This is a genomic window from Peribacillus phoenicis (genome assembly GCF_047238085.1).
GTDB lineage: Bacteria > Bacillota > Bacilli > Bacillales > DSM-1321 > Peribacillus.
Window position 1 is genome coordinate 4,881,182 of the sequence record NZ_JBDFMF010000001.1, and the last position, 13,423, is coordinate 4,894,604.

The 13,423-nt window shown below is 38.9% G+C and carries 9 protein-coding genes; 5 read left to right on the forward strand and 4 right to left on the reverse strand.

What is annotated here, in order from left to right:
* Nucleotides 1-55: 55 nt before the first annotated feature.
* Nucleotides 56-2,197 (reverse strand): CDP-glycerol glycerophosphotransferase family protein, encoded by a 2,142-nt coding sequence (locus tag ABC374_RS24230; protein WP_413019992.1) that lies wholly within the window; start codon nt 2,195-2,197, stop codon nt 56-58.
* Nucleotides 2,198-2,764: 567 nt separating this feature from the next.
* Between ABC374_RS24230 and tagD the strand changes: the two genes are divergently transcribed.
* From tagD to ABC374_RS24250, 4 genes are all read left to right on the forward strand, one after another.
* Nucleotides 2,765-3,163: a glycerol-3-phosphate cytidylyltransferase gene (gene tagD / locus ABC374_RS24235; protein WP_350300643.1), complete on the forward strand. Its 399-nt coding sequence runs from the start codon at nt 2,765-2,767 to the stop codon at nt 3,161-3,163.
* The gene (locus tag ABC374_RS24240) at nt 3,156-4,319 is read left to right on the forward strand and encodes a CDP-glycerol glycerophosphotransferase family protein (RefSeq protein WP_413019993.1); all 1,164 of its coding nucleotides are present in this window, start codon (nt 3,156-3,158) and stop codon (nt 4,317-4,319) included. Before tagD ends, ABC374_RS24240 begins: the two co-directional genes overlap by 8 nt.
* A gap of 282 nt (nt 4,320-4,601) precedes the next feature.
* Entirely contained in the window at nt 4,602-5,648 is a 1,047-nt protein-coding gene (locus tag ABC374_RS24245) for a C40 family peptidase (protein WP_350300645.1), read from the forward strand.
* 288 nt (nt 5,649-5,936) lie between these two features.
* Nucleotides 5,937-6,863, forward strand: coding sequence for an LCP family glycopolymer transferase (locus tag ABC374_RS24250; protein ID WP_101223786.1), 927 nt, complete (start codon nt 5,937-5,939; stop codon nt 6,861-6,863).
* Between the two features lie 21 nt (nt 6,864-6,884).
* Here the strand turns inward: ABC374_RS24250 and ABC374_RS24255 are convergent, their stop codons facing one another.
* The 3 genes from ABC374_RS24255 to secA form a co-directional block, all read right to left on the reverse strand.
* Complete coding sequence (locus ABC374_RS24255) at nt 6,885-8,669, reverse strand: LTA synthase family protein (protein ID WP_413019994.1); 1,785 nt, start codon at nt 8,667-8,669, stop codon at nt 6,885-6,887.
* 244 nt (nt 8,670-8,913) lie between these two features.
* Complete coding sequence (locus ABC374_RS24260; RefSeq protein WP_413019996.1) at nt 8,914-9,363, reverse strand: SLAP domain-containing protein; 450 nt, start codon at nt 9,361-9,363, stop codon at nt 8,914-8,916.
* Nucleotides 9,360-11,738, reverse strand: coding sequence for a preprotein translocase subunit SecA (secA, locus tag ABC374_RS24265; RefSeq protein ID WP_413019997.1), 2,379 nt, complete (start codon nt 11,736-11,738; stop codon nt 9,360-9,362). The genes ABC374_RS24260 and secA overlap by 4 nt, the downstream gene beginning before the upstream one ends.
* A 256-nt stretch (nt 11,739-11,994) precedes the next feature.
* On the opposite strand from secA, the gene ABC374_RS24270 reads away from it, so the two are divergent.
* Nucleotides 11,995-13,410, forward strand: coding sequence for an alkaline phosphatase (locus ABC374_RS24270; protein ID WP_413019998.1), 1,416 nt, complete (start codon nt 11,995-11,997; stop codon nt 13,408-13,410).
* Nucleotides 13,411-13,423: the final 13 nt, after the last annotated feature.

Sequence of the window (13,423 nt, forward strand, 5' to 3'; positions counted from 1 at the left end):
AAAAAGAACCGACTGTTAAACAGCCGGTATATTCATGATCACATTGAAAGCCATTCTAAACAGTAGTATTGCTCTTCTCAAACACTTGCTCTACAACGCGTTTAGAGGATTCCCCGCATTCTAAATAGCAAAACTTTTGATAAAACTCTTCAAATCGTCCACTCAATTTGAAATTGCTTCTTTCGATATTCCTGACCTCTTCAATAAGTTCTTCTGTGGTCTTTGTCAAAAGACCAGGTGCTTTCTCTTCAAAGTCAAAATAGAAGCCCCTTAAGTTATCACGGTAATCTTCTATATCATACGTAAAGAAAATCATAGGTCTTCTTAAGTTCGCATAATCGAAGAAGACGGAGGAATAGTCCGTCACTAGTAAATCAGATATCAAATATAGTTCGCGAATGTCCTCTAAATGAGAGAAATCATAGGCGAAGCCTTCAAATTCGGAAAGATCCATGTTCTGGGCCACTAAATAATGCATTCGCATAATGACAATATAGGAATCGCCAAGCTCTTCCTGCATCCGTGCTAAATCCAGCTCCAAATTAAACTTATATTTCCCTTTCCTGAAAAATTGATTATCTCTCCAGGTTGGGGCATACAAAATAAGTTTCTTATCAAGAGGAAGATTGAATTTTCTTTTAAGCTCATTAATCGTTTCTTCATTATTGGAGTTATGCAAGAAATCGTTACGTGGGTAACCTGATTCAATCATCTTCCGGTCGAACTGGAATGCCCTTTGGAAAATCTCTGTGGAATACGCGTTTGGTGAAACTAAGTAATCCCAGTTACTCGCTTCCCTCAGGAAGTTCGCTTTATATTTATCCGTATTGGTCCCAGGCATATGAACTTCTTCCATATCCATCGCAAGACGCTTAAGGGGAGTTCCATGCCAAGTTTGAATATATATCGTGTGTTTAGGCTTTGGAATCCACAACGGGAACCGAACATTGTTAACCCAGTACTTTGCCCTCGTCATGATCAATAACCATCGGATGGAAAAACGTCTGACATACTCTACATCCTTTTGAGCAAAATACTTCATTGAAGCACGGTCGACGCTCCACACCAGTTTATAGTCTGGGTTATTCACTTTCATGTATTCATATATGGCCCTAGGGCTGTCGCTATATTGCTTTCCATGATAGCTTTCGAATACTACCAATTTTTTATTGGCTGGAATAAGCAGGCTCATTACAGCAAAAGCTGACTTATACCATTTCCTCAGACGCTTACTTCTTCTGGTTTTCACCCAGGTACTTTTCGCTTTTTTGAGAACCTGCGTTTTAAAATTATATTTAGAAGCAGATAAAGAAAAGTACTTCGATATTTTTGTTGCTTTTATTTTAATTTGTATTTTTTTATTCTGTACTTTAATTATTCTTTTTGCAGGCAGATCCTTTATAGTACTGCATTTCATCCGAACACTTCTTACTTCTTCCATTTCGCCATTTCTTTCATAATGCAGAACTGTATAGAACATGAAATACTTTGGCTGCTCTCCATCGATTTCAGACCTCAGATCGACCTCGCCTTGAAAACCGATATTTTCATGAAGCTTGATTCCAGGAAACCTTTCCAGTAGGTCTTTACGTTCAAAACCAGTCAAAGGTATGATAACTTCTTCTTCATTTAAATTATTCCTGACCAGTAATTCAACTTTTTTGAATTCAAGCTCATCCAATTGGAATAATGGAGGAAAATTAAAATGACCATTAAGATGAACTGTGCCATCCTTTCGTAGCTCAATATCTTCAAAAAAGGAAAACATCTTATAATCATTCGCATAAAAGGAAAGGTTACCTTTTTTTGTCGCAAATGGATAAAACATTTTTTTGCGATCTTCATTCAGAATGGAAAAGAAATTCAACTGGCGTTTTTTACTTCTAATCCGTTTTGTAACAGGTGCACCTTCGATTTCCCGAAGGATATGCAAATCCCACATTTCACCCTCAACAAGGCGATCTTTTAGTGGTTGATACGGCAGCTTCACTTCAAATAAAAAATAATCATCCGTTTGATCTTTCACATGAAAATCCAAATGGATTATATCATCTATATTGTATCTATTCGTTAAAATAAAAGAGTGACTCTCTATTCCGTCAAGAAAACTCTGTTTTATGGCTATTTCTATATAATAAACTTCATCAATAAGCCGGACATTCATCGTTTTTCTATTCTTAAAAATATAATTCTCCATTTTGAAGAAATTCCCCTCTCGGCAGCAAGCATATCATATGCTCCAAATAAGAATATTATAGGATTACAAACATCTAATTTCAAACTTACTTTTATCTAATATCATTAATTTTATAACAATGACCCATTTTCTGCCTTGAATTTTCAATAATCGATTGAAGAGTTCAAACAATGGTCATTTTTGATTTCGGAAACCTAAACAAGTCTAGCAAAAAAATTACATCCGGTCTATTACCTCGCGATTTTTAACATAAATGAAATATACCTTCCTTTTACTGAATTAGTTATGTGTTATACTAAAACTCTGATTATCATCATTTCAATATAACTATAGTTATTCATTCTTGATAAACAACCAATTAAATAATAGAATTGAATCCAAAATTACAATTTACATTATCTTTATAATCTAACAGGATTGTAAAATTTTTGTGGTTCAATTGTAAATTTTATTTGTTATAATTAGATAGACAAGACATCTAAGCATCATTTATAAGTAACGAAGCGTCTTTTTTTTTGCGACCATCAAGATTAAATATATAAATACATTTGTACAGGAGGAATAAAGATGAAGAAAGTAATCACTTACGGAACCTTTGATTTGCTTCATTGGGGTCATATCAATCTATTAAAACGCGCTAAAGACTTAGGGGATTATCTGATCGTTGCCATTTCCACGGATGAATTCAATGCTTTAAAAGATAAAAAAGCTTATCATAGCTTTGAAAACAGAAAAATGATCCTTGAATCAATCCGCTATGTGGATGAAGTTATACCTGAAGACAATTGGGAACAAAAGAGGGAAGACATCGTTCGTGAAGGTGTAGATATCTTTGTAATGGGTGATGACTGGAAAGGCCAATTCGATGAATTATCCGAAGTTTGTGAAGTGGTCTACCTTCCAAGAACAATCGGCATATCGACTTCCCAAATTAAAGAGGACCTTTTACAAGTTACTAATGGCTAAAGAATTCGCGATAGGGATTTATCTTTTTTGTTTCAAAGTTTTATTCTCTATCTTTAAACTTTTCCCTTTATATGACAAAACGACCTTTGTCACATCATTCGGGGACAATTGCCAATATATCGCAAATGAAATGGACAAGCAGGACATTTCCATTCAAAAAGTATTTTTAATGAAATCGAGCAGTTCCATACAAGTTAAGGACGATGGGGAAACCATCGTCCTTCCGTTTGAATCAAAAAATATCATGGCCATGATTCGATCGGTTTATCATCTGGCTACATCAAAGTGGATTATCATCGATAATTATTTTGGCTTTCTTTCAGCTATTGCATTCAAAAAGCAAGTGACATGTGTCCAAGTGTGGCATGCAGCCGGTGCCGTTAAGCAATTCGGGGCAAAAGACCCTTCCATTCAAAACCGTTCAGCCGGTGCAAGGAAAAGATTTTTAGAGGTATATAACAAATTCGATTATGTTACGGCAGGTTCAGAGAGAATGGCCGAAATTTTTCAAGAAAGTTTTCAACTGCCGGCATCCCATATCCTAAGGACCGGGATACCTCGGACCGATTTCTTTTTCAATGATGAATCAAAAAGAAATGCCCGTAATGCTTTGCTGGACAAGTATCCAGAACTTGAGCATAAGAAAATCATCCTGTATGCCCCTACATTCCGTAATGATGGCTTGAACAGCGGAGAGATTGCACTTGATTTGGAATTGCTCTACAAGGAACTTCAGGGCGAAAATTATGCGTTATTGCTAAAACTGCATCCAGCAGTAAATGCAGAGCATGATTTACAAGATAAATTCCCGGGATTCATTTACCCTGTCAATAGTGAATTTCACGTTAATCAGCTGCTTATCAGTACGGATCTTTTAATAACCGATTACTCATCGATACCATTTGAATTCTCTTTCTTGGAAAGACCCATGATATTCTTTGCATATGACTTAGAAAAGTATGTGCAGGAACGGGGATTCTGGGAGGATTACTCCTCTTCCATGCCCGGACCCGTGGTATCTACCACAGAAGAACTCTTAAAGAAAATCCGTGCCGCCGATCAATCATTACTGAAGATCGCATCCTTTAACCATAAATGGAATGAATACTCCACAGGAAATTCAAGCAGGAATTTAGTCGATTTCCTTTTTAAATAAAACACCCACTTCGTAAAACGAAGTGGGTTTTCATTTTTTCCAATGGAAATGCACATCCTAAAAAGGGGACATTTTTACAGAGAATGACAAATAAAAACGCAAAACTCCTCAATGTGAAAAAAGACTCACAATATAGAAAATATTGTAGATTACATTACTCAAAACCCTCCAATATAAACCAGTAAAATACTACTATTTTCCCCATGTAACAAAAATGTAATATGTTTAAACCTGTTTATTTTGTTAGAATAGGGAAAAAGACATATTTAGAGGTGGAAAATCGTGAAAAAAAGTGTTGTCGCATTTTCGACATTAGCCATTTTATCTTCGACTTTTGTTTCTCCTGCCCTTGCCGGTACATATACAGTCAAAAGCGGTGATAACTTAAGTAAAATCGCCCAGAAGCATAATACGACGGTAAAAGACTTAAAACAGCTTAATAACTTAAAATCAGACTTTTTGAGAATCAATCAAAAATTAATTACACCCAACTCCAAAACAACATCAACATCAAATGCTTCTTCAGTTTCCGTGAAAAAAACAAAGAAAACCACATATACCATTGTTTCAGGTGACACCTTAACCAGGATAGCAAACAAGCATAACCTTACACTTGCTGAATTGATGAAACTGAATAACTTAAAATCCGATAGAATTTATGCAGGTAACAAACTTATCGTATCTAAATCAACCACTACCACTACCATTGATTTACCCGGCAGCTCCAAACCATCCAATGTTACACAGACCCCAGTCAATTCGTCTACATACATTGTGGTAAAAGGTGACACTCTTTCCAAGATTTCAAGAAAAACCAACTTGTCTGTAGCTCAGCTTAAATCAATCAACTCTTTAAAGTCCGATTTAATCAGAGTGGGGCAAAAGCTAAAACTAAGTAAATCCGCAAGTACTGCCCCAGCTGATAAAAACGATGAAGGAAAAGTGGAAGCCCCAAGTTCGGGGAACAAAGTGGCCAAGCTCGTTTCCGAAGCAAAAAAATTAATTGGTACACCATATTCGTGGGCGGGTTCCTCCCCATCAGGTTTCGATTGCAGCGGATTCATTTACTATACATTCAAGAAGGCTGGGTATGACGTGCCGAGGCTTTCATCTTCCACATATTATGATATGGGTAAAAAGGTTACTTCACCGAAAAGCGGCGATCTTATCTTCTTTGCAACGGGTTCCAATAAATCAGTGGTAAGCCATATGGGAATCTACTTGGGCGGCGGGGAATTCATTCATGCCTCATCAAGCAAGGGAGTAACAATCAGTACTACTTCAAACTCTTATTTCAAGAGTAAAATCATCGGTTATAGAAGTCTATAAGATTTACTTGCCAGACTTTCTCTTAAAGTCTGGCAATTTCATGTAAAAGAATCATAGCTTCTTTTTCAGAAGTTATACTATTAACGAAACATTCTACTGATGTACTAACGAAGGAATTCGGTTTCTCTGGAATCCTTCGTTTTTTTTGGATGAAAAAAGGTAAATATGCACTCTAACTACAAAAAGAAACTATTCTATTTTTGACAAAAAAAAGGTATAGTTAAAAATACCGACTAGGTACTTTTTCACACCTTCCATTTTGTGGGATGGTTAAGGGAGGAATATTAAATGAGATCCGAACATAAAAAAAAGAAAAAGAAACGCAAAACGTTTAAAATAATCGGCTTTACCCTTCTTATCCTTTTCATTGGCGCAGGTGTTTATGGCGCTTCAGTTTATCAATCATTAGCTGGTGCGATTAGCACTATGCAGGGTACAGCCCATAAAACGGATAAACGGGTAGAGGACATCAAGTTCAAAAGCAAAGATCCATTTTCATTGCTGATTCTTGGTGTGGATGAAAGGGAAAATGACTCAGGTCGATCAGATACGATGATTGTCATGACGGTTAATCCTAAAAAAGAATCGATCGAGTTATTGAGTTTACCGAGGGATACGCGTACAGAGATCATCGGTAAAGGTATAAATGATAAAATGAACCATGCCTATGCATATGGCGGAGTTGCCATGTCGATAAATACAGTGGAAGCCTATTTGGATATTCCGATTGATTATTACGTTAAAATGAATATGGAAGGCTTTCAGGATATTGTGAATGCTGTTGGTGGCGTTACAGTCGATAATGATATGGACCTTGCCTATAAAGGATATACTTTCAATAAAGGCACAATAGACTTAAATGGTAAAGAGGCCTTGATTTATTCCCGAATCCGTAAGGAAGATCCCCGTGGGGATTATGGTCGGCAAATGCGGCAACGCCAGGTTATCCAAGCTGTCATGAAAAAAGGGTCAAGCCTATCGACACTTACCAATTATGACGATATATTCGAAGCTCTAGGTAAAAACGTGGAAACCAATTTAAGTTTCAATGAAATGTTGAGCATCCAAAATAACTACAAATCATCCCTCAAAAATATTGAACAATATACACTTGAAGGTGACAATCAACGGGTAGATGGCGTTTGGTACAACATCGTTCCTGAAGATACAAAGCTTGAAGCCCAAAATCGTGTGAAAACGCATTTAGGATTATAAGAAAAAAGAGGATGGCTTTTATCAGTCATCCTCTTTTTTCTCTTCCTTCATTTGTTTAAAGTAATCAGAGCGCAACACTTGATCACTCAGATCAATCTCCTTTTGGTCTTCTGGTGAAAATTCTCCGACCTTGCCTTCCCCATTTATTTTCATTTGAGAACCATAATCCCCTTTTAATATCAAAGCATCGCCATCTTCGCCATTCAGCATGCTCTCTCCAAAGTATGAAGAACTCTTAATATTGAACAGATCATATAGAGTTGGTAAAATATCGATTTGGCCCGCTACCTTATCAATCGTTCTCCCTTCCATATCCTCCTGATAAATGATCACGGGAATGGGCATATATTTTTCAATCCACTCTTCATCGCTAATTTTACTACCGTAATACGCTTCAACCTCGTGTTTATCTTTTAAAAATAGCCCATCATGATCTCCGTAAATGACAATCACGCTGTCTTTCAATTTCCCGTCATCCTTCAACCTCTTTACGAAATCCCCGATGGCTGAATCTGTATAATGAATGGCTTCAAAATATTTAGTCAGGTAACTGTTCTCTTTTCCAGCTTCAGGCTTCAATGTTATCTGTTCCTTTGGCAGCGAAAAAGGTACATGGCTGGTCAATGTAACGAAAAAAGCGTAATAGGGATTTTGTTTATCTTTTAAGAAATCATAGCTTTGCTTGAAGAAACTGCGGTCTCCCAATCCCATCGAAATCATCTCATCTTGCGACATATCCTCTATGGAAAGATAGTCATCAAACCCTAGCGAGGGATATGTATGCTGCCTATTCCAAAAGTCTTCTTCATCTCCGTGGAAAGCAAAACTTTGATAATCCGACTTTTTTAATTCCTTAGCAAGACCCGGAAAATCATTATATGGGAATCGAAAAAAGGTCGCACCCTGCTTTAAAGGAAATAATCCGGTATTCACGATAAGCTCTCCGTCAGATGAATTCCCAAATACCGTCTGTGGATAAACATGGGGAAAGTACAGCCCCCCTTTCGCCAGTTCATTCATGACTGGCGTGACCTCCTGCCCGGCACTGCTTTGAAATAGCGGAAACGCCTGTAAAGATTCCACCTGGATGATGATGAGATTCTTCCCCTCCAAGGAGCCTGAATGCCCATTTTCCTTTCTTTTCTTTTTATTGAAGTAATCAGAAACGGCCTTCTTTTCTTGCGAAGACATTCCATGCCTTCCCGAGTCAGTAAAGTAGGCATACGTATCCAATGCGTGATGACCGATCGGGCCCCAGTTTCGCAAGAAGGTATTCGCCTCATAGCGCCTGGTTATATCTACTTTGTCGATAAAAATGTTCTTGACCGGCTTCAATCCTGCTATCATCAGGAATATTATGGCCGGTACAAGCGCCATATGCTTGAGGGGGTATTTTTTCTTCACAAATGACTCAGCAATTGGAATGCCTACCAGAAGAAAGATTGCATCCTTCATTTCCATCATACTGAATATACTTTCACCAAGCCCATTCAGGTTGCTTTTTTGCATCCACATATAGGATGTTATAGGTGTCGAATAATAACGGTAAAACCAGATGTCCCCAAGGAAAAAGACCATGATCGAAAGAAGGAAAACTGAAAAAATGATGCCTTTTACGATTCGATTCGATATCCATTCCTTCAGATAAACAATAAAACCGGCAACACCGATGATTATCGTAATTATCCCAATAGAAAGACCGTTACCCATCCTATCATTCGTATAAATGAAAAGTATGGCCACGATTGAGAATGACAATAACTCAAATAGCCTCTCCTTCAAGCGTTGTTTACGGTTATTCTTCATGCTCCTGCCACTTTCCTCTTCATTATTTCCAAGCCTTGGTTAAGCCTGATTGCGGAAGATTACTTATAAATATTACTTAGCGTTGCCATTTATGAGAAGTCACACACAGAAAACGGCATAAATATTTGGCACTAATGACTTCCTTTATAAACAAAAAGCCTTCATCACTAAAAGGATGAGGGCTTTGCTTTGGATCTCCGGTAAAATAGCTGCCGGTTGCCGCTAGACTCATGCGGGTATTTTCCTACTTTCTCTTCCATGCAAAAGCAATCTTCCAACCTTCATCAGGAATCGATTCCGCCAACATATCTCCTTCCTCGAATAAGAAACGCCATGGCATGCTTGAAAGTGCTGGAAGTTCACCAAGCTCTGAAAGATCGAATGCCTTCTTTGCGAGGAATTTTCCATCTCCATCAACTAACAGTAAATCCACGATATCAAAACTGACAGCTTTCTCTATTGAATTTCGTAGAAAAGCCTCTATGATTACATCATCTTCCACCCTAGTCAGCTTGATGCCGGATAATGAAATTTGGTTCGGTTTTAATGCAGGAAGCCTTTGATGGTGGAATTTATATACATATTCTTCTTGCTTGGAAATTTCCCACCCCTTGTGAAACATCAGGGCAGTATGAACGGTGTCATCCTGATCTGATAACTTTTGTGTATTATCCTTTTTTCCCAATAAACTCATCGTTCCTCACCCTCCAAAGCAGCTTCATCTTCCTGATTGCTTTTCATATACTCCATAAAACGGATGCTTATCTCCGACTCAATTTTACTTAATAGAAGGTTAAATTGACTGAGAGCTGCTTTTTCAAACAACGTATATGGGTCCTGCTGACCATATCCGCTTAAACCAACGCCTTCCTTCACACTGTTCATTTGATCCAGGTGGTTCATCCAATTTGTATCGATATGCTGAAGCATGAAAGCGCGCAACTGGTTTCCCCATTCTGCATCGTTCTGAAAGATCACCAGTCTCGATTCAAATTCACCTAAAGCATCCAACGCCATTCTTTCTATTTTGCCTACTAAATCCTGCAAATCACTTGCCTGCCATCCCAACGACTGGAAAACAGGGGAAAGCTCTTCAATAAAGGCAGAGGAACCAGGTTCCATCTTATCTTCAGGGGAATATTTCACTGTAAGCCGAGTAATGTATTTTTCGATATATTCAATTAAAATGGCCGACACCCGTCCAGGCTCCATATCAAGAATCCGATCTCTCATTGCATAGATGATTTTACTCTGCTCATTTAATGCATGCTCTAACTTCAATAAATGGTAACGGCTTGATTGATGCATTTGCTCTACCGTTTCCTGAACCATTTTAACGAATTTATCGGGTGCAGGGCTCAGCACCAATCCATTTTCATCTATTTTGATTTTCTTGATATAACGTCCGATTTCTTCTTCATCATAGTAATCAAACAAGTCATCTTCCAAAGAAATGATGAATTGTGTTGAACCAGGATCACCCTGCCGGCCGGAACGTCCTCTTAGCTGCATATCGATCCGACGGCTCTCGTGTCGCTCCGTACCGATAATATGAAGGCCGCCCAATTCCTTGACATCATCTCCAAGTATTATATCCGTTCCTCGCCCAGCCATGTTCGTAGCCAGCATCACTTGATTTTTTTGCCCGGCATTCGCGATGATTTCCGCTTCATCCTCTTCCGTCTTCGCATTTAGGATTTGATGTTTAATTTTCCCCTTCTCTAGTTGAACCGAAATTTTTTCAGATTGCTCAATGGAGGTCGTTCCGATCAGTATGGGTCTGCCTCCATCATGAATCCGTTTTACTTCCGAGACGATTTTATTGATTTTGCTTGTTTCATCTTTATAAATCAAATCTACCTCATCAACTCGAATAATAGGCTCATTAGTTGGAATTTCAATGACGGGGAGCTGATATATTTCCCGGAATTCAGACTTTGATGGCATGGCACTGCCTGTCATCCCAGACATTGAATGATATAATCGAAAATAATTTTGGACGGTAATCATAGCCTGTGTTTCATTCTCTTCGGAAATCTCCAAGCCCTCTTTTGCCTCAATCGCTTGATGAAGCCCCTCACTGAAGCTTCGCCCTTCCATCACCCTGCCTGTGAATTTATCGATGATTGCAATCTTTTCATCGATGACAATGTAGTCGACATCCAATTTCATGATTGCATGGGCTTTTAGCGCCTGTGTAACATTATGTAATAGCTCTTGATGCTCGATTCCATATAGATTGTCGATACCAAAGGCCGCTTCAATCTTGGAAGCCCCTTGATCCGTGAAAAAGGCGGACTTTGAATCGATGTAAATCTCGTAATCCTCATTTTCTACAAATGACTTCATGATTTGTGCCGTGATATGGTGAAGCTCGGTTCCGTCGCTTGCCCTGCCCGCAATGATTAAAGGTGTCCTCGCTTCATCAATCAGGATGCTGTCAATCTCATCGACAATGGCAAATCGGTGTCCTCTTTGAACCTTGTCTTCTCTTCGGTAGACCATATTATCACGCAAATAATCAAAACCGAACTCTGTTGCCGTCCCATACGTGATATCCGCCGCATACGCATCACGTTTCGCGGAAGGCCCCATTTGGGAAATGTTCAAATCAACCGTCAAACCTAGATATTCTAGAATTTGTCCCATCAATTCTTTATCACGTCTGGCCAAATATTCATTGGCCGTAATAATATGCACACCATTACCGTACAGTGCATGTAAATAGCTAGGCAAAGTGGAGACAAGCGTCTTCCCCTCGCCCGTATTCATTTGTGCAATGCCCCCTTCACTCAGGACAAAACCGCCTGCAAGCTGAACATCATGGTGCCTAAGATTCAATACTCGCTTGGAAGCCTCCCTCACGACCGCAAAAGCTTCGGATTGTATATCCAATATATTAACACCAGCATCCAATACGCTTTTAAATCTATCCTTCATTCCGCTTAATTCCAGATCTGAATATCTTTCATATTTACCCTCTAGCCGATTCACTTCTTCTACCAACTTATAAATTCTCTTCAAGTCTTTAGAACCTTCTTTGAAGAACTTTTTCATACTGGATAGCATAGGGTTTTCTCTCCTATTATTTCTATTGAACTTTAGTGAAATTATATCAGTTAAGTATTTACTGTTTATAAATTATCAACTCCATATTGTAATTATATAGAAATTCTTTCTTTTTTTGAAAGATAAATTACGCAAAAACCGACTGGATGCCGCTAACCGTGCTAAAAAGCTTAGCTCCATCCTGAATATCAGGGAGGGGTTTTTTTATAGATTTAGACAAATAATAGGAAGACTTTCACCCAATGGAGGATTACAGATGAATAAGACATCCAGACATAAACCGCATCGCTTCGGATTATTCGTTCTTATAATTTGTTTTATTTACATGAGCTCCCCTATTCAAGCAGAAACAAAAAACACCCCCAAGAATGTCATATTGCTGATTGGCGACGGCATGGGGTTAGGGGCGATAGAAATTGCCCGGCAATTTGAATATGGAAAGACAGGTGTACTGCATTTGGAAAAACTGGAGCATGTTGCCCTGATGCGCACGTATTCCGCCAATAATTACGTCACTGACTCGGCAGCAGGAGGATCTGCGATTGCCACTGGTGTAAAAACGAACAATGAATCAATCGGTGTCGATGCCAATGGTTCCGAGGTCGATAGTGTATTGGATGCCTTTCAGAACAATGGAAAAAAAGTTGGGATCATCTCAACCAATATGGTAGTCGATGCCACGCCCGCTGCCTTTGGTGCAAGTGTTCCTAACCGCTGGACAGGTGGCGCAAATATCGCAAGGCAGCTCTTTGATAACCGGATCGACGTCATCCTCGGCGGAGGTGCCAGCTATTTTGAGGCGGATAAGCAGAATGGCGAGGATTTAATCGGTAAATTTAAACAAGCTGGCTATGGGATTACGACGACTAAAGAAGAACTTAGTTCCATAAATAAACCGGAAAAACTTTTAGGATTATTTCACCCTACCTATATGAATTTTAAACTGGATAAAGAAGTATTACATTCTCAAGAGCCATCTCTAACCGAAATGACATCCAAAGCGTTGGATATTTTATCACGGGGTGATAAGGGATTTTTCTTGATGGCCGAAGGTGCGCGTATTGACCATATGGAGCATGCAGCCGATATCACTGGAATATGGAAAGAAACGATTGAATTTGACCAAACCGTGAAAAAGGTTGTCAATTGGGCAAAAAATCGTAATGATACCTTGATTGTTGTCCTTGCAGACCACGAAACAATGGGGACATCCGCTTCTGAAACAATGGATATCACTGCATTGAAAAAAATCAGGGTTTCATCTGAATATATGTCAAAACAACTCACATTCGATAAAAATAATGAAATCAATCCAGAAAGTGTCGTTTCCACATTCAAGAATTATGCACATATATCCCTTACTGAACAGGAAGTCGGTCAATTCATCGATAACGTAAGAAAAAATAAAACGCTTGTCTATCCACAGCATCAAATAGATTGGGAAATTGGAAGCACCATCGCCAGGCATTATAAGGCGGGTGTAGCTGATCGAAGCATACGGGCGGCCAGTTCCACAGGAGGACACACAGCCAATATGATTCCCGTTTTCGCTTCGGGTCCAGGCAGTGAAGCCTTTGATGGAGTCATTGAAAATACGGATATTTCGAAAATCATCACAAAAGCCGCCGGTGTTCCGTTCACACCCGGGCAGCATAAAACAACAGAGAAATGAAATCATTACTTCC